Origin of the sequence: Enterobacter sp. RHBSTW-00318 (genome assembly GCF_014101375.1) — a bacterium.
GTDB lineage: Bacteria > Pseudomonadota > Gammaproteobacteria > Enterobacterales > Enterobacteriaceae > Enterobacter > Enterobacter ludwigii.
The window spans coordinates 4,819,950-4,837,747 of the sequence record NZ_JABXQH010000001.1 but is presented as its reverse complement, the minus strand read 5'-3'; the positions used below and the strand labels follow the sequence as shown (position 1 = coordinate 4,837,747).

Annotated in this window: 18 protein-coding genes; 10 read left to right on the top strand and 8 right to left on the bottom strand. The window is 54.5% G+C overall.

The features are described 5' to 3' along the window. The first annotated feature begins 108 nt into the window (after nucleotides 1-108). The 3 genes from flgA (at nucleotide 109) to flgN (ending at nucleotide 1,640) form a co-directional block, all read left to right on the top strand. Nucleotides 109-807 (top strand): flagellar basal body P-ring formation chaperone FlgA, encoded by a 699-nt coding sequence (gene flgA / locus HV157_RS23850; RefSeq protein WP_182269035.1) that lies wholly within the window; start codon nucleotides 109-111, stop codon nucleotides 805-807. Nucleotides 808-879: 72 nt separating this feature from the next. After that, nucleotides 880-1,179, top strand: a complete 300-nt coding sequence (flgM, locus tag HV157_RS23845) for a flagellar biosynthesis anti-sigma factor FlgM (protein ID WP_182269034.1) — start codon at nucleotides 880-882, stop codon at nucleotides 1,177-1,179. A gap of 17 nt (nucleotides 1,180-1,196) precedes the next feature. Further along, nucleotides 1,197-1,640, top strand: a complete 444-nt coding sequence (flgN, locus tag HV157_RS23840; protein ID WP_040017880.1) for a flagellar export chaperone FlgN — start codon at nucleotides 1,197-1,199, stop codon at nucleotides 1,638-1,640. A gap of 132 nt (nucleotides 1,641-1,772) precedes the next feature. Here flgN and HV157_RS23835 read toward each other — a convergent pair whose 3' ends face one another. The 3 genes from HV157_RS23835 to fliD are packed head-to-tail and all read right to left on the bottom strand — an operon-like array spanning nucleotide 1,773 to nucleotide 4,005. Further along, nucleotides 1,773-2,093, bottom strand: coding sequence for a flagellar protein FliT (locus HV157_RS23835; RefSeq protein ID WP_040017882.1), 321 nt, complete (start codon nucleotides 2,091-2,093; stop codon nucleotides 1,773-1,775). Then, complete coding sequence (fliS, locus tag HV157_RS23830) at nucleotides 2,086-2,493, bottom strand: flagellar export chaperone FliS (protein ID WP_025203762.1); 408 nt, start codon at nucleotides 2,491-2,493, stop codon at nucleotides 2,086-2,088. Before fliS ends, HV157_RS23835 begins: the two co-directional genes overlap by 8 nt. 45 nt (nucleotides 2,494-2,538) lie before the next feature. Further along, nucleotides 2,539-4,005 carry a flagellar filament capping protein FliD gene (gene fliD / locus HV157_RS23825; protein ID WP_182269033.1) on the bottom strand — a complete coding sequence of 489 codons (1,467 nt, stop codon included), beginning with the start codon at nucleotides 4,003-4,005 and terminating at the stop codon, nucleotides 2,539-2,541. A gap of 304 nt (nucleotides 4,006-4,309) precedes the next feature. Here fliD and HV157_RS23820 point away from each other — a divergent pair, with 304 nt between their 5' ends. Next, on the top strand, nucleotides 4,310-5,842 hold the full coding sequence (locus tag HV157_RS23820) for a flagellin (RefSeq protein WP_182269032.1): 1,533 nt from the start codon (nucleotides 4,310-4,312) through the stop codon (nucleotides 5,840-5,842). Nucleotides 5,843-5,916: 74 nt separating this feature from the next. On the opposite strand, the gene HV157_RS23815 is transcribed toward HV157_RS23820, so the two are convergent. The 5 genes from HV157_RS23815 to HV157_RS23795 all read right to left on the bottom strand — a co-directional run bounded on the left by HV157_RS23815 (nucleotide 5,917) and on the right by HV157_RS23795 (nucleotide 11,900). Further along, nucleotides 5,917-6,351 carry a hypothetical protein gene (locus HV157_RS23815; protein ID WP_182269031.1) on the bottom strand — a complete coding sequence of 145 codons (435 nt, stop codon included), beginning with the start codon at nucleotides 6,349-6,351 and terminating at the stop codon, nucleotides 5,917-5,919. A 385-nt stretch (nucleotides 6,352-6,736) separates the two neighbouring features. Further along, the gene (locus HV157_RS23810) at nucleotides 6,737-8,632 is read right to left on the bottom strand and encodes a methyl-accepting chemotaxis protein (protein ID WP_182269030.1); all 1,896 of its coding nucleotides are present in this window, start codon (nucleotides 8,630-8,632) and stop codon (nucleotides 6,737-6,739) included. A 52-nt stretch (nucleotides 8,633-8,684) separates the two neighbouring features. Beyond that, nucleotides 8,685-9,848 carry a methyl-accepting chemotaxis protein gene (locus HV157_RS23805; RefSeq protein ID WP_040017887.1) on the bottom strand — a complete coding sequence of 388 codons (1,164 nt, stop codon included), beginning with the start codon at nucleotides 9,846-9,848 and terminating at the stop codon, nucleotides 8,685-8,687. 113 nt (nucleotides 9,849-9,961) lie between these two features. Continuing rightward, entirely contained in the window at nucleotides 9,962-10,453 is a 492-nt protein-coding gene (locus HV157_RS23800) for a DoxX family protein (RefSeq protein WP_040017889.1), read from the bottom strand. A gap of 466 nt (nucleotides 10,454-10,919) precedes the next feature. After that, nucleotides 10,920-11,900, bottom strand: coding sequence for an IS5-like element ISKpn26 family transposase (locus tag HV157_RS23795; protein WP_000019445.1), 981 nt, complete (start codon nucleotides 11,898-11,900; stop codon nucleotides 10,920-10,922). 44 nt (nucleotides 11,901-11,944) lie between these two features. On the opposite strand from HV157_RS23795, the gene HV157_RS23790 reads away from it, so the two are divergent. From HV157_RS23790 to HV157_RS23765, 6 genes are read left to right on the top strand one after another with little or no spacing between them, the layout of a single operon-like run. Then, entirely contained in the window at nucleotides 11,945-12,970 is a 1,026-nt protein-coding gene (locus HV157_RS23790) for a chemotaxis response regulator protein-glutamate methylesterase (protein WP_182269147.1), read from the top strand. A 12-nt stretch (nucleotides 12,971-12,982) separates the two neighbouring features. Then, a complete protein-coding gene (gene cheY / locus HV157_RS23785; RefSeq protein WP_025203737.1) occupies nucleotides 12,983-13,369 on the top strand; it encodes a chemotaxis response regulator CheY in 387 nt (128 codons plus the stop codon). 5 nt (nucleotides 13,370-13,374) lie between these two features. Continuing rightward, nucleotides 13,375-14,013: a protein phosphatase CheZ gene (gene cheZ / locus HV157_RS23780; RefSeq protein WP_025203736.1), complete on the top strand. Its 639-nt coding sequence runs from the start codon at nucleotides 13,375-13,377 to the stop codon at nucleotides 14,011-14,013. Nucleotides 14,014-14,031: 18 nt separating this feature from the next. After that, entirely contained in the window at nucleotides 14,032-15,177 is a 1,146-nt protein-coding gene (flhB, locus tag HV157_RS23775; RefSeq protein ID WP_063924773.1) for a flagellar biosynthesis protein FlhB, read from the top strand. Then, nucleotides 15,177-17,270: a flagellar biosynthesis protein FlhA gene (flhA, locus tag HV157_RS23770; protein ID WP_025203734.1), complete on the top strand. Its 2,094-nt coding sequence runs from the start codon at nucleotides 15,177-15,179 to the stop codon at nucleotides 17,268-17,270. The genes flhB and flhA overlap by 1 nt, the downstream gene beginning before the upstream one ends. Next, nucleotides 17,267-17,677, top strand: coding sequence for a flagellar protein FlhE (locus HV157_RS23765; protein WP_182269029.1), 411 nt, complete (start codon nucleotides 17,267-17,269; stop codon nucleotides 17,675-17,677). Before flhA ends, HV157_RS23765 begins: the two co-directional genes overlap by 4 nt. The last annotated feature ends 121 nt before the right edge of the window (nucleotides 17,678-17,798 follow it).

Sequence of the window (17,798 nt, the reverse complement as noted above, 5' to 3'; positions counted from 1 at the left end):
ATTTAATTACCGCCAAAGATGTCACTATTTAATTCAATAAAACCCCTCGCGGAACGTATATAATTTATCCACTTTTTTATTATCATCCCGCTCTATAAAGGCAATACGATGAAGTTGCGATTATTCAGCCCGACAGTAGCCGTTTTACTGTGTTCGGCCTCCACCCTCGCCAGCGTTCCGTCAACCCAAACGGCAAAACAGCGCCTGTTGCTCAAGCTGGATGCCTTGATTCAGCAACCCGAGTCGGGGCCTGATATCGTGCGCACGGTTTCGCTGCTCGCCACCCCCGCGCAGCTGCAGGCCGTCTGCGATAACCCGGAACTGAGCCTGGTCGGGCGCGACAGTCGCCTTACCGGCAAACGCACCGTGCTGGCGCAGTGTGGGCCTCGTCGCCACTTCCTTCCCGTGCGCCTCAGTGCTCAGGGCACATGGTGGATTGCCAGCCAGAGTCTGCCAGGCGGGGCCATTGTTCAGCGCAGCGATATTGAGCCCGTAACAGGCAATCTTGACCACCAGCCCACCGGCCTGATCTTCAATCCCGATGAGATAGTGGGCCAGCGCCTGACGCGCGCTGTTGTCGCCGGCAAACCGCTGCTGGAAAGCCAGCTCCGACAGCAATGGCGGCTGCGCGCCGGGCAAACGGTAGACCTGGTCACCACCGGCTCCGGCTTTCGTATTCGCAGCCAGGGAAAGGCGTTAAACAACGCGGCGGTGGATGAGATGTTGAAAGTGAAAACCGCTGGCGGGCGCACCGTGAGCGGGAAAGTCGATTCCTCAGGACAGGTCATCATTATTTCACAACAATAAATTTTAGGTTTTTTGTGAATCACCGATGAAAGAAGTATCAGTCACATAAAATCATTATCTGTGAGGACAATTATGAGCATCTCCAGCAGCCAGAACACTGCGTCGATTACGAAAATCGCGCCCACTCAGGATTTGCGCGCGCGCATTCACCCTCAGGACGGCGACGTGTCAGCTAACGTGACGCAGCCTCGTCAGGATGACAAAACCGATGTCACCCTGACCACACTGACGAAAAAGATCCAGAACGATGACAGCCGCGATATTGACTACGCGCGCGTCGAGGCGATCCGCACCGCGCTGGCGACAGGGTCGCTGCGCATAGAGCCTGAGAAAATTGCGCAGGCCATGGTGCAGGATATCTTTCAGTTTTAACCGCAAGCAGGACCGTTATGGACAAGCTTTATCCCATTCTCACGCAAATGAAAACGTCTCTGGATGAACTGGAGGCGATCATGATTGAAGAGGTCAATCAGCTCAACCGTGCGCAGATAAACCCGGTTTCTCTGCAGGTGCTGGCAGATAATAAAAATCAGCTTCTGACGACCATTCAATATTATGACGACATGCGCCGCCAGCAGGAGCAGCACAGTGCCACGCAGGCCCCCTACCCTGGCCACGGAAAACTGTTCTCGAGCTGGCAGCAGGTCAATGAAAAAGTGCGCAACACGAAAGCGCTCAATCAACAGGTGGAATCGCTGCTGCAGAGTCATATGAAGAAAAACCAGCACATTCAAAAAGCGATTGACCACGTAGGGCGCAGCAGTTCGCTTTACGGCCCGGCGGGGGAATCCAGCCAGGTTTCTGGCGGCCACAAATACAACATCAGCATCTGACCCATTCTGTCTGCGTTGTCCTCTTTGCTCGCCTCTGGCGAGCTTTTTTTTATCCGGGAAGCAGGAACAGATGACCCTCCCCCAAAGGAGGGGAAGGCCATCCGTGCATGTTTTTTGAAACAAAGAGAGGAATTAAACCGCGGTATACGCTTTCGCCGAGGCGCTGGATTTACGCATGGTGGACAGTTCGGTGCCAAGCGTGGAGAGGCGGTCCTGAATGGCACGCGAGAGGCGTGCATCGACATCCAGCAGCTGCCCCAGCTGCCCCACCACCTGCTGTTTATTGTGTTGTGCCAGCTGGGTCAAATCGATTTCACACAGCGTTCTCATGCCGATGGAATAGGCCGCCGACTCCTCTACAAATGCGTCCCACTCACCGTCTTCGGCCTGTCGCAGGAGCGTCGCATTGCTCACCAGCATCTGCTCAATAAGTGACAGTACTGCGTTATCCATGTTTCACCTGCTTGTTTTCCGGGTTGATGGCCTGCCAGGTTTCCTGCATCTCCGTCATCAGCGAAATCAGATGCGGCAGATTTTCACCGGATTTGTTGAGATTCGCCTCCAGCAGCGTGCGCGAAATATATTCGTACAGGCTCTCCAGCTCGGCGGCAATCTGCCCGCCCTTTTCGTGGTCCAGCCCGGCACGCAGGCCGTTGTCGATAATGTTAATCGCGCGGGAGATCATCTCCCCACGGCGGGCAATATTGCCGGACTGAAAGTAGATTTCCGCCCGGCGCATGGCGTTAATGGCACCGTCATACAGCAAGACAATCAGTTGATGCGGTGTGGCGCCCGCAATCTGGCTGTCCAGCGAGACAGCGGTATAGGCGTTATAGCCATTATTGGTGTACATCGTAAAATCCTGCCGGGCAGTATCCTGCCCGGATTATGATAAAAATTAAATCAACCCTGCCAGCGAACCCTGTAGCTGACTGCTCATGTTGTTCATATCGCTTATCACCTTGTCGAGACGCTGAAACTCTTTTTCCTTGCGCGCCATAGCCTCTTCAATACGCCGTTCCATAGCCGTGATTTGTTTGCCGATACGTTTATCCTGCTCTCGCAGCGACTCAAGGGCTGTTTCGATCACGCCCTCTTTTTTGGTGATGGCGTCTTTATCCCCGAGGTAGGTATCAAAAATACCCTCCATGCGATCTTTGATACCCTCTTTACCGTCTTTGCCCAGGAACAGCGCTTCCACCGCTTTAGGGTTGTCTTTCAGGGCTGCATCCAGCTTTTTGGTATCAATAGACAACTCCCCCAGCGCGCCACTACGTTCATCGCCAATCTTTCCGTCAAATTTCACAGTAATACCAATGCTGCCCAGAGACTGAATAAGCGCATCCGCATCAGGATAGTTACCGCCAACGGTCGATTTAAGCTGGCTGGTGAGGCGACGCAGCGAGCCGTCGCTGAAGAGTGCGCCGTTGGTAGAATCGGGCGTCGTTGACTGGCTTTCGCGATCCGGCGCGGTATATTTGGTCGCGCTGGCCACGGTGCTGAGATAGCTGTTGTAGTTCTTAACGAACTCCTCAATCAGCGTTTTCACCTTTGAGGTGTCTTCGGTGATGGTGAGGGATTCTGTTTTGTACCTCAACGGATCGTCCGGGTCGAGGTCAGGGTCATTCAGCTCGGAGACTTCCCGTAGCTCCAGCGTCACGCCGGTAATCATATCGCTGATGGTGTTTGAACTGCGGGTAATAGGTTTTCCGTTCAGAAACAGTTCGGCATTTTGCGATGCGGTTTCAACCGTCGCACCTTCGAGCTTGCTCTTGAGCTGCGAATTTCCCGTCACGCTGATAGCCATATCCCCGGCCTCACCGGTTTTTTTCGAGGTCAGCACCAGCTTATGCTTCCCGTCCTCAATGGTGATCACTTCCGCAACCACGTCACCTTTCCGATCGTTGATCTTCTTAGCAATCTGATCGAGCGAGGTTTCATCGCTTTTTAATTCCAGCTCCAGCGGTTTTTCCCCTTCTTTCAGGGTGATGGTCACCTTCGCATCCGCGTTACCAATCGGTTTATCGCGAGTGTCATTCTCAACGGCCAGCTGCTGCGCTTTCGCCAGCTGCTTTACCGCAATGGAATAGCTGTTAGGGATCGCCCCGCTACCTGCCGTGGCCTTAAAGGTTTTATTGTCGCTGACGCTGACGCCGTTGAACCCTTCATTCTCAAGCTTACCGAGATTGTCCTTCATGGTACTCAACGCGCTGGAGATAGACCCCCAGGCGGAAATCTGCCCCTGAAAGGTGCTTTGCTTTTGCAAATAGGGGTTCAGCTTTTGGCTAATACCCTCGCGCTCCACCGCCAGCCACTGGTCGAACGGCAGGTTAGAACCAACGCCTAAGAAATTGGTTGATGCCATAATAAAATGCTCCTCTTGAAATAGGTTAGCCTGTCACTATTCCTATCGGGTAATAGAGACGTAAGTTTAATTTTTCATTTATACGTCAACAATGATTACCCTTCCCCAGAATAGAATTGTGAGCTTATTACGCTATTGCGTTGTGCTATTTGTGTAATTAATGTCAGTTGTGACCGTATTTCTTTGGTTTATAAAAAACCTAAAAAAAATAATTTAGTCATTTTTATTTCCCCCGATGAATTCAGTATGCGCATCAACGAACGCATAGCACATACAGTTATTATCACTTAAAAGGATATAAACAATGGCACAGGTCATTAATACCAACGCACTGAGCCTGATGGCTCAGAACAACCTGAACAAATCCCAGTCTTCCCTGGGTACCGCGATTCAGCGCCTCTCTTCCGGTATGCGTATCAACAGCGCAAAAGACGATGCGGCAGGTCTGGCGATTTCCAACCGCTTCACCTCTTCCATCCGCGGGATGACTCAGGCGGCGCGTAACGCCAACGACGGTATCTCCCTGGCGCAGACCACCGAAGGCGCGCTGGAAGAAGTGACCGAGAACATGCAGCGTATCCGCGAACTGACCGTACAGGCCAAAAACGGCACCAACTCCACCAGTGACCTGGACTCCATCAAGAAAGAGATTGGTACCCGTCTGGAAGAAATTAGCCGCGTGGCGGAAGTGACCAACTTCAACGGGGTGAAAGTGTTCGACGGCTCTCAGACCAAGATCTCTATTCAGATCGGCGATAAAGACGGTGACACCATCGACATCAATCTCAACAAACTGGACATGGAAACCCTGGGTCTGGATAAGTTCATGGATGATTTCGCGGATATCGGCATTACCATGAATGGGGCAGGTATTGCGAGCAGCCAATATGGTCAAGCAGCAACTAAGCTTACAGCTGATCTCGTCACTGACATCGACTCACCAGCTAATGGCAAGTGGAAATACACTGCTGCAGAAGCTGATTTATTCAAAACGGCAATAGAAAACAAATCAGGCGCAGCTCCTGCCGGTGCTGTTGAAGTGTATCAGCTCGATGGCGAAGTTTTTGCTTACGATGTTGCTGCTAAAAAAATGTATAAAGTCGATGTTACTGCAATTACATTCGCTGAGCACGATACCGATAACACAAAAGCTAAAGTGACTGCAGTGAATGCAACTGGCCTGGAAGAACTCGGAGCTGAAGATACGGACATGCTGCTGAAAGGCCCGACTGACTTCACTGAAGGCTCGTCGTCGCCACTTGCAGAGGGGGCTACCGTTAAAAATACGGCTGGTGTAGATATGGCTCTTGATGCTGCCAAACTCAACGAAATTGCTGTAGCAGCCTTCGGTGCTACTTCAACACCTGAAAGTTCTGGCATGAAAATGATCATGATGAACGATGGCACAACCGACCGTTACTTTGCGTATGGCGAGGATACTAGCGGTGCTAAGGTTCTGAAAGAAATCACCTTTAATAGTGCTGCTGGTAATGCAGCGGTTGCCAATGACGTTCGCCCTGCCGATGCTGATGTTGTTCTGAAAGAGTTTGGTGCAGCCGCTGCCGATGGCCTACTGGCAGACCTGGATGCCGCACTGACCAAAGTCGCCGATTTCCGTGCCGACCTGGGTGCCGTTCAGAACCGCTTTAGCTCCATCATTGCGAACCTGAACACCAACATCATCAACACCACCGAAGCACGCTCCCGTATTCAGGATGCCGACTTCTCCGTGGAAGTGTCCGCCATGAGCCGCGCGAACATCCTCCAGCAGGCTGGTGTGTCCGTACTGGCCCAGGCTAACCAGGTTCCGCAGAACGTGCTGTCCCTGCTGCGTTAATCTGCGTAACCCCCCTCAAACACTTACGCGCATCTCCTCCATGCGCGGTTGCCCTCCCTGGTGGAGGGCTTTTTTTATTCGATAAACACCCGCCCTTCTTGCGTGCGTATCCAGCGCGGGAACTTCAGTCGTTCGGCAAAATAGCCGGTCAGGTCATGCAGTAAATCCATCATCACCCGCGCGCTATTGTCAGAGAGCCCTCCCCCCAGCAGCTGTTGGGTAATCACTTCGCAGTAGTGGCAAAGCTGATCGGTTTCCGGGTTAAATTCCGGGTACGTTACGGGTTCACTGTCTACAGTCAAAAAGTCCACCAGATGGGGCGGAACCGGATCGGTTAGCGTCGGTTTAAGTAGGGCCAAACAGGCGCTTAAGCGACCGCATAATGCCGCTTTTACGACGGGATCGCGCTCTTCCAACAGCGCGTCGCAAAAGCGCTCGCAGTGGTCGGCAAGATCAGTGAAATCGGTGTGATGGTCAAACGGGGTAGTGAAGAGATGATGTAAAGCCATAGCGTAACCTCCAGAAAATGGTATGCGTTGTCCCCAGTGCATTTTTCAGGAGGTCAATCCCGACGTCGGTTGTGGCTGACGTGCGAGCACATTACGCCCGGCGATAAGGGATTAACAGAGGGTCATTCGGGAGAAATTTAAACTTGCGAGGCGTCTTCAGAAAAGCGAACAAATGGGATGAAAAGCATGAAGTCTGGCGTTGCATTTTCCCCCTCACCCCAGCCCTCTCCCTCAAGGGAGAGGGGGGAGACTGTGCCAGGCTGTACCTCCCCCCAAGGGAGAGGGGGAGTCTGTGCCAGGCTGTACTTCCACCCTCACGGGAGAGGGCGTATTCGGTGCAGTTCGTCGGCCGGACAAGCGCAGCGCCGCCCGGCAATAACGAAAATTAAACGTTAAACCGCTTCACCACGTTTTCCAGCTCCATGGACTGCTCTTCCATCGCTTTCGCCGCCGACGACAGTTCCGCTACCAGCGTCGTATTCTGCTGGGTCGCCCCTTCGAGCTGGCAAACCGCGACGTTGACCTGTTCGATACCCGCACGCTGTTCACGGCTGGCGGTCTTGACCTCTTCCATCAGGGTGGAGACCTCACCCACGGACGTCACCAGCGCATTCATCGTCTCTCCGGCATCCTGCACCAGGCGACTGCCGTCCTGTACGCCGCTCACGGCCTCGTTAATCAGCTCGCGGATCTCCTTCGCGGAGCTGGAGGAACGCAAGGCGAGGTTACGGACTTCTGTGGCCACCACGGCAAACCCGCGACCCTGCTCACCGGCACGCGCGGCTTCCACCGCCGCATTCAGCGCCAGAATATTGGTCTGGTAGGCGATACCGTCAATCACGCCGACAATATCCGCTACCCGCGCTGAAGACGATTCAATATGGCCCATTTTGTCCACCGCCGCGTTCATTAGCGCTGCGCCGCGCCGGGCAATTCCTGCCGCCTGCGTCGCCAGCCTGTCGGCATGCTCCGCGTTATCCGCATTGTTGGCCACGATACCGGCTATCTCCTCCATCGACGCTGCCGTTTGCGTGAGCGAAGCAGACTGCTCTTCGGTACGCGACGAAAGCGACAGGTTGCCGTCGGCAATCTGGTGCGACGCCGCGGCAATGGTCCGGGTGCTGGCCCCGACCTGTTGCAAAAGTCCCTGGAGATAATTCATAAACGTGTTCACGTGGGTGGCAATCGCGTTCAGCTCCTGTGTACCGCTCTCAGGAAGACGGCGCGTCAAATCGGCACCGCCAGCAGAGAGCGCAGCGAGACGCTCTCCCACCCCCTGAAGATTACGCATCAGGATGCGAACGCTCAGGAGCAGTACGCCAGCCAGCAGAAGCAGAAGCGGGATCTGCACCATCGCCAGACGCACTAAAATATCGCGGGTCTGCTTGCTTAGCACGCTGCTCCGGGTATCGGTCGCCACAAACCACGGACTGCCGGCAATCGGATAGAGAAAGATGGTGTGTTCGCCATCCTCTGCGTCATAGGTTTGCTCACTGTGACCGTCCACCTGCCGGCTTAACATCGCCTGCAGCAGGGCAATCTCTTTGCCGGGGATCTCGCTGATGTTTTTCAGCGCCGGCGTATTATCCGTTGCACGGCTGTAAGCCACAATTTTGCCGCTGGCCTCTACAATCAGCACGCCACCTTCCAGAGGTTCAGCCATTTTACGGGCAAGCTGATTGAAGAAGCCCAGCGTGACGTCAAGCGTCGCCACTCCCCATAGCTGGCCATCACGATAAATGGGCATCGCGCAGTTGGTGCGCGGCTGAGGACTCGCCGCATCCATATAGGCCTCAGCCCAGGCGCACTGTCCTTTCGCCGCGCGCATCCCCGCCTTAAACCACGGCTGCTGCCAGTAGGCCGGGGCATCAGGCTGATTCCAGGTGGTATTCAGACGCAGCGTTTTTTGCGCGTCGCGGGCAAAGAAGGTGCTGTACTTTTCGATACCAGGCTCTCGCTTTCCCGGCAGCGGCCACACGCCGCCGCCAAAGAGAGTGGCATCGCCGTACTGATCAACCAGCGCAGGGAGCAAACGATCGATATCCGCGCTATCCAGCCGCGAGACGGTTTCAGTAATAGTGCGCTGCTGCGCCTCTACGCGAGACATCAGTTGCGTAATGGCGGCAGCCTGCTCACCAATTTCATGGTGGACGCGCCGGTATTCGTTTTTCAGCAATTGGGGGGCGACAAAATTCAGCACGACCCAGACGGTGAGTGCCGTAAGCAATAAAAAGAAAGCAGAGACCAGTAAGAAGGCTCTACTTTGAAGTGACGTAAACATAAATAACAACTCTAAAAGAAAAAATTTAAGGTGGAATTATTGATGGCAAGAATTAGCCCTTCACCCGCTGCGTTAACGCATTCGCCACCGTATACACTTCTTCAATCAACACGCTGTTGTTGTGCGCAACGGATGGCACACCGCTTTGTGCCTGCATCATCGCATCGTCAATTAAGGCTCTGAGTTCTTTCGAAGAGCGCGCGCAACGGCTGGCCAGATTGCGTGACTCCACAGCAAAAACACTCTCTTCATTATCCATCGAGTAGCTGTAGGCCCGGCTGGCAAGCTGTACCAGCGTGCCGCTGCTGTTGGCAATGTTCAGAGCAGCATCATTCAACGCCCCCATCGCCTGGACGACATGGGTCGCACTTTCGCTCAGCGTTGCCAGGGTATTCGCATTGGCCTCAGGGACCCGCAGCAAACGCTCATTTTCCTGAGCAATGGTCATGGCAGCGCGTGCAATCACATTCACCTGCTCGCCGATATCTTTCATCAGCGGTGGTAAATGCGCTCCCTGATCGCTTTTTAACTGTGCGGGGAGTTCTTCATTCAGACGAGAAAGATGAAGGTTGAGGCTTCGCAGTAGCGTGAGCGTAGAAACCAGCAGCAGGGCCGCCAGCGGCCAGGGCTTATGCAGGAGAATGCCTGGTCGTTCCCCCATGCGACGGGTGGGTACGTCAATGGCCAGCTGCCACGGCGTATCAGCAATTGGCACGACCACCAGCGTATGTTCACCGCTGGCGCTACGAAAACGGGTATGTCGCAACCCCTCTCCGGACTGAGCCAGAAGCGAACGTAGCGGCACTGCCATCGGCAGGTCGGTATCGTTAAGGGATTGCACATTGGGCGCCCCTGCGGCATCACCAATAATGCGTCCCGTATCCTCCACCATCCAGGCCCGGCCCCCCAGACGCTCGCCCATCTCTTTAACCAGCGCATTGAAGAACTGACGATGGCTCCCCGCCTCTTCCGCCACGTCGGTTTCCCCCGGAGGCCCCTTGTCCATGGCGAAGCTTTTCAGGGTCACGACACTTTCGGTCACCGTGCGCTGCTGTGCTTCAACACGATCGAGCTGTTCACGTAACTGGGTCGCGAGGGTATCAACCTGCGTGCGCAGGCGCTGCCCTTCGGTGCGGATAAACCAGGGCATAATGCCGGTCTGCACCAGAATCAGGAGTGTAATAAAGATAATGATCAGTATGACTGTGAAAACCATGTATTTAGCGCCTGTACGTTAAACGGCAGCACGACGCTGCCTCAACAGGGCTATTTTATTATGCGGGGGTCAGGAAATATGCTCTTCAAACCGTTGATAACAGCGCATTCCTGTTATCCATCGATAAAAATAATTTTGCGCACACTCTGCCAGCGCTTAACCAGCCAGCCATCGACGCTATAGCAGGTTCCGCCCAGGCTCATCAGTACCAGCCCCAGAACGATATAAAGCGCTTCTGGCAGGTAAAAGAGCCAGCTCAGCCAGGCTATCAGGTTAAGCCCCGGTGGAATAGTGTAAATACCAATCGTGACCAGTGCGACGCTGCTGATTATCATCAGCGTCAGTGCACTAAAACGGGTGAATAAACCCAGCGTTAACAGCAACCCCATAAAACATTCAAGAAATGCCACGACCACCGCCATCACCGCAGGAAAAGGAATACCGGCATCGTGCAGGGTATCCAGCATCAGCAACTGGTTCTCAGGAACAAATAACTTATTAAACCCGGCCGTAAAGAAAAAGACCCCCATCACCAGGCGGCAAATAAAGACCGGCAACATCGCAGAGGTATCTGACGTCTGTAAACAACGCGTGAGAGTGAACATTAGCCTTCCTTGTAAAATATTTACTGTTTAATAAATTCAATGACATGTGTTTACAACAGTATAAATTGATGGTCTTCTTGCGCAACCATTCCCATACACTCTTCCCTACAATTAATAATCTTTGTCATATTAATTTTTATTAACTCAAGACATTTATTACCTCTCTCCAGCTAAGCCTTGCGCCTGGCGGCTTGAGCGCACCAAAGGTAAGCAATTGGTTTTAATATGATTAAAATTAAATTCACTTCACCAGACAATTAGCAAGGTTATTTTACCACCGATTAATAACCTTAAAGTGGGTATGGCTGTTATTACTTAGGGAAGGTGCGAATAAGCAGGTCATGTCTTCCCAAGCTGACTCGTTGATTAAAATTTCGCGGATCTGGGCCGATTTTTTTCCCGCAAACACATCGAATCAGCCTATTTAGGCTATTTTTTCCACCATTTCTGGCGTTATTTCCGGTTTTTACTGAGATCTCTCCCACTGACGTATCATTTGGTCCACCCGAAACAGGTTGGCCAGGGTGAATAACATCGCCAGTTGGTTATCGTTTTTCAGCAGCCCCTTGTATCTGGCTTTCACGAAGCCGAACTGCCGCTTGATGATGCGAAACGGGTGCTCCACCCTGGCACGGATGCTGGCTTTCATGTATTCGATGTTGATGGCCGTTTTGTTCTTGCGCGGATGCTGCTTCAAGGTTTTTACCTTGCCGGGACGCTCGGCGATCAGCCAGTCCACATCCACCTCGGCCAGCTCCTCGCGCTGTGGCGCTCCTTGGTAGCCGGCATCGGCTGAGACAAATTGCTCCTCTCCATGAAGCAGATTACCCAGCTGATTGAGGTCATGCTCGTTGGCCGCGGTGGTGACCAGGCTGTGGGTCAGGCCACTCTTGGCATCGACACCAATGTGGGCCTTCATGCCAAAGTGCCACTGATTGCCTTTCTTGGTCTGATGCATCTCCGGATCGCGTTGCTGCTCTTTGTTCTTGGTAGAGCTGGGTGCCTCAATGATGGTGGCATCCACCAAAGTGCCTTGGGTCATCATGACGCCTGCTTCGGCCAGCCAGCGATTGATGGTCTTGAACAATTGACGGGCCAGTTGATGCTGCTCGAGCAGGTGGCGGAAATTCATGATGGTGGTGCGATCCGGCAGGGCGCTATCCAGGGATAATCGGGCAAACAGGCGCATGGAGGCGATTTCGTACAGGGCATCTTCCATGGCACCGTCGCTCAGGTTGTACCAATGCTGCATGCAGTGAATACGCAGCATGGTCTCCAGCGGATAGGGCCGTCGGCCATTGCCCGCCTTGGGATAAAACGGCTCGATGACAGCGGTCATATTCTGCCATGGCAGAATCTGCTCCATGCGGGAGAGGAAAATCTCTTTTCGGGTCTGACGGCGCTTAGTGCTGAATTCACTATCGGCGAAGGTGAGTTGATGGCTCATGATGTCCCTCTGGGATGCGCTCCGGATGAATATGATGATCTCATATCAGGAACTTGTTCGCACCTTCCCTAAGCGCGGTTGTGAATCAGCAGCCTGATATGGAAATGGCAGGAACAGCGCCGGATGCGTTTATTGCACGTGAGCTGATCAAACAGCTGAATCCGGATGTGCTGACGCTGGATATTGACATGCCGCGTATGGACGGGCTGGAGTTTCTCTCCCGCCTGATGCGCCTGCGCCCCATGCCGGTCATTATGATCTCCTCCCTGACCACGCGAGGATCAAAGGCCACCCTGAACGCGCTTGAACATGGTGCGGTCGACTTTCTGCCTAAGCCGGAACATCGCGCCGCAGAAAACATTGAGAGCTGGGGCCAACAGGTGGTCGAGAAGATCCGCATTGCCGCTCGCGCGAAGCTGAACCTGCGCAGTCAGCGCACTCGTCCCATACTGGCCGGAATACCTGTCCGCCAGCAAAGCATTATTGCAATCGGCTCATCAACGGGCGGTACCGAAGCCCTGCGTCAGGTTTTGATGCCGCTTCCCGTCAGCACCCCGGGGATCGTTATCGCCCAGCATATGCCATCAGGGTTTACCCACTCGTTTGCCCAGCGCCTTGACTCCTTGTGCCAGATAGCCGTGCGCGAAGCGCAGGACGGTGAGCCCGTCTTGCCCGGCACGGCCCTGATAGCGCCAGGCGATCGGCATATGGAAATCATCGGCCAGGACAATGGCTATCGGGTGAGGCTCAGCGATGCGCCCGCGGTCAACCGCCACCGTCCGTCGGTGGATGTTCTGTTTGATTCAGTGGCCCGTCAGGCCAGCAAACATGCCAGCGCCGCGCTCCTGACCGGCATGGGCGCCGATGGCGCGCGTGGTCTGCTGCATTTGCGGCAAACCGGTGCGTTTACGCTGGCGCAAAGCGAAGCAACCTGTGTGGTCTTCGGTATGCCCCGCGAAGCTATCGCCCTCGGTGGCGCGAAAAAGGTCGTCGACCTTGACGATATCAGCCAGTGCCTGCTGGACAGTTTTCATTATAAAAATGCATCCACAAAGGATGTCAGACGTTAAGGAGTTTCACCCATGTCAGATAAAAACCTGCGTTTTCTGGTGGTGGACGATTTCGCCACTATGCGACGCATCGTACGTAACCTGCTGCAGGATCTGGGCTACAAGCACATTGATGAGGCCGAAGACGGTCAGGATGCGCTCAACAAACTGCGTGCCAGCAATTTCGATTTCGTTGTAAGCGACTGGAACATGCCGAACGTCGACGGACTCGAGTTGCTTAAAACCATTCGCGCCGATGCCGGCATGGCAAAACTGCCCGTGCTCATGGTCACCGCTGAAGCGAAAAAAGAGAACATTATCGCGGCCGCTCAGGCGGGTGCGAATGGTTACATCGTCAAGCCTTTCACCGCCGTTACGCTGGAAGAAAAGCTGGGCAAAATCTTTGAAAAACTCGGGTAACGATGATGAGCACCCCGTTAAATATGCAGGCGGATAACGCCAAAGATATCTTTTTACGTATCGGACAACTGACCCGCCTGCTGCGCGACAGCATGGCCAACCTCGGGCTGGAGCAGGCCATCATGGAGGTGGCTGACGCGTTCCCTAACACGCGCGACCGCCTGAACTACGTGGTAGGTAAAACCTCTCAGGCCGCCGATCGCGCCCTCACCAGCGTAGAAGTGGCGCGTCCACTTCAGGAAGGGTTAAGCGAGAACGCGTCACAACTGACCGAACGCTGGGATGCATGGTTCGAGGAGCCACAGCCGCTTGACGAGGCCCGTGAACTGGTAAAAGCAACCCGTACGTTCTTGCACACCGTGCCGGATATCACTCAGCAGACCAACCGTCAGTTAACCGAAATCATGATGGCTCAGGATTTCCAGGATCTGACCGGCCAGGTACTGCAAAGCCTGATGCAGGTTATCGAGACGGTAGAAAAAGAGCTTATCAGCGTACTGGTTGAAAACATGACCGAGCGCGATGCCGATGCTGAAAACGGTGACGATCATCTGAAAAACGGTCCACAGATTGATACCAGCGTGGAAGGTATTGTCGCCTCGCAGGAGCAGGTGGACGATTTGCTGGAGTCACTCGGCTTCTAATCACGCCGGGCTTATGCCATGTCAGAAGAAAACGACAGCGAAAAAACAGAAGACCCCACACCCCACCGAAAGCAAAAAGCGCGTGAAGAGGGCCAGGTTCCCCGCTCGCGCGAGCTGACAAGCCTTTCCATGCTGCTGGCAGGATGGGGGTTGCTGCTCGTGGGCGGAAATTACCTGGCAAAGCAACTGCAGCATTTGCTGCATAACGGCTTAACGTTCGACCGGCTGCTGGTCAGCGATCCTCAGCATATGTTGCACCATGCGGCCGCGTTACTGGGAATAGCGTTTCTGGCGATCCTGCCGTTCGTCGGCGGGCTGTTTATTACTGCCCTCGTCACGCCGTCAATTATTGGCGGCCTGAATATGAGTGCCAAAGCCATCAAATTTAACCTTAAGAAGCTCAACCCCCTGAGCGGCATTAAGCGTCTGTTCTCCGGCCAAATGGTGTCGGAAATGGTAAAGAGCATTCTGAAGGTTTTGCTGGCGGGAATCGGTGGCGGGCTGTTTTTGTGGTTGAACAAAGCGAAGTTTATCAACCTGATTTTTGAACCTCTGGGCATGGCGCTTGCGGATATCAGCGCCCTGCTGATTGGCTGCATGCTGGTCATTATTTTATCGCTTATCCCGATGGTTGCCTTCGACGTGATTTACCAGCTCTGGAGCAACTTCAAGAAGCTGCGCATGAGCCTTAAAGAGATCAAAGACGAATTCAAAAATCAGGAAGGCGACCCGCAGATCAAAGCGCGAGTCCGCCAGCTGCAGCGTCAGATGGCGCAGCAAAGAATGATGACCGATGTTCCCACCGCCGATGTGGTGGTGAACAACCCGACCCACTATTCGGTGGCCCTGAAGTACCAGGAGGGTGCAATGGGCGCCCCGATGGTGGTTGCCAGCGGCAGTGGGCTGATTGCCCTGCGTATCCGCGAGCTGGCCGAAGAGAACCGGGTTCCCATGCTGGAGGCACCGCCACTGGCGCGCGCCCTGTATCGCCATTGTGACCCGGGCACGCCGGTTCCCGCCGAGCTGTATAGCGCGGTGGCCGAAGTGCTGGCCTGGGTTTATGGCCTGAAGCGCTGGCGTAAAGGCTATGGCTCACGTCCGCTGACACCTAAAGATCTTCCCGTCCCCGCGACGATGGATTTTGTACAAGAGAGTAGAGAGTGATGGCCAATATCGCCACCAAGTTACGATTACCCAATATGAAGGAAACCCAGTGGCAAGTGCTGGCCGGGCCGGTACTGATCATGACCATCCTGGCGATGATGATCCTGCCGCTGCCCACCTTTGTACTGGACCTGCTGTTTACCTTCAATATCGTCCTGGCGATCATGATTTTGCTGGTCGCCATGTTTACCCAGAACACGCTGGAGTTTTCCGCTTTTCCTACGGTCCTGCTGTTTTCGACCTTGCTGCGCCTGGCGCTAAACGTGGCCTCCACGCGTGTGATCCTGATGAACGGTCATACCGGTTCCGAAGCGGCAGGCCAGGTGGTGGAGGCCTTTGGTCACTTCCTGGTGGGCGGCAACTTCGCCATCGGGATCATCGTCTTTGTCATCCTGATCATCATTAACTTTATGGTCATCACGAAAGGTGCAGGACGTATCGCAGAAGTTGGTGCTCGTTTCTCACTGGACGGAATGCCGGGTAAACAGATGGCAATTGACGCCGATCTTAATGCCGGATTGATTGGAGAAGACGAAGCCAAACGCCGTCGTAAAGAGGTCACACAGGAAGCTGATTTCTACGGCTCGATGGACGGTGCCAGCAAGTTTGTGCGCGGTGATGCTATCGCGGGACTGTTGATAATGGCGATCAACATCATCGGCGGACTGGTGATCGGCGTCATGCAACATGATATGACCGTGGGTCTGGCAGGTGAAACCTACACCCTGCTGACCATTGGTGATGGGCTGGTGGCGCAGATCCCCGGGCTGGTGATTTCTACCGCCGCAGGGGTGGTGGTGACCCGCGTGGCAAACGATCAGGACGTGGGTGAGCAGATGGTTGGCCAGCTGTTTACCTCTCCACGCGTGATTGTTCTCGCCGCAGGCGTCATTGGAATGCTGGGCATGATCCCCGGAATGCCGAATTTTGTCTTCCTGCTGTTTACCGTGACGTTACTGGCCATCGCCTGGTGGTTGCGTGGCCGCGAAGGCGAGACGAACAAATCCAGCACGGCGCAGGCGAATTCAGACATTACCGATGCCGAGGTGGCCCAGGTGAATGAAGCCACGTGGTCCGACGTACAAATGGAAGACATGCTGGGTCTGGAAGTGGGTTACCGACTGATTCCAATGGTGGATCATGAGCAGCAGGGCCAGTTGCTGACACGTGTGCGTGGGATCCGCAAGAAATTTGCCCAGCAGATGGGCTTCTTGCCTCCTGCCGTGCATATTCGCGATAACCTGGATTTGGCCCCGACGCATTACCGCATTCTGCTCAAAGGGGTCAATATTGGCCACGGCGAGGTACAACCGGACCGCTGGATGGCGATCAACCCAGGCTGTGCCGAGGGTGAAGTGCCTGGCACGCCGTGCACGGAGCCGACCTTTGGCCTCCCGGCGCTGTGGATTGACGAAGTCCATCGCGAACTGGCGCAGACGCTGGGCTACACGGTCGTCGACCCGAGTTCAGTCGTGGCGACACACCTCAACCATCTGATCAGCACCCATACCGACGAGCTGTTTGGTCGTCAGGAGGCGCAACAGCTGCTCGACCAAATCGCCAGACAGTCGCCGAAGCTGATTGACGATCTGATCCCGGCGGTCATTAGCCTCACCACCCTGCATAAAGTGCTGCAGAACCTGCTTTCAGAGCGTGTACCGATCCGCGACATGCGCACCATTATTGATACGCTGGCCGAGTTTGCCACCGCGCAAAGCGATGCTGATGAGTTGACCGCCCGCGTGCGTGCGCGCCTCTCTCGTGCCATTACACAGCAATGGTTCCCCGGCGAGGACGATATTCAGTTGATTGGCCTTGATCTCTCGCTGGAGCAGTTGTTGATACAGGCCACCCAGAGCGGCAGCGCCATCGAGCCGGGGATTGCCGAAAACCTGATGAAGCAGACAGAAAAAGCGCTGCTGCATCAGGAAGGATTAGGCGCACCGCCGGTACTGCTGGTGAACCCCGCACTGCGGCTGATGCTGTCGCGTTATCTGCGCCGCATCTTCCCTCAACTGGCGGTGCTCTCCAGTCAGGAGATCAATACCCAGCGTAACGTGCGTATGACCTACCTGATTGGAGGCAAAGGATGAGTAAACCGTATCTGGCGGGACTCCTTCTGATCTCGCCGTGGGCGCTGGCCGCCGGCGGCAGCTGGAGCAGTGAGAGCTTTGGCGGTACGATGACGCGCGGCCAACAGTCTGTAAAAAGTAAACCGCTCCAGAGCCCTTCTCCCCTTCCCCCTGGGGCACGCGCGACGACTGTTCACTGGAAGATAAAAACGGATGGCCTTACGCCTTCAGGATTGCGTATTCGACTGTGCAACGCGGCACGCTGTGTGAGATTAGCCGGGTGGGCGGGAGAAATGCCCCTCCCGGCCGGGATTGCGCCAGAAGGACCGTTTCGGTTTGAATATCATGCCTCTGAAGCAGGGACGCTTCGTTCCCCGGTGACCATACTGAGCAATCAGTTGACGGTGAGTTATCGCTCCAGCCATTAAAAAAGGCTTTACCGGCGAGCCGGTAAAGCCTTTGTCCGTTTAGAACGCGACGCGGAAACCAACGTTCCCCTTAATATAATGGTATCAACGCATATCTTTTATCGGTAAAAAGACAATTTAC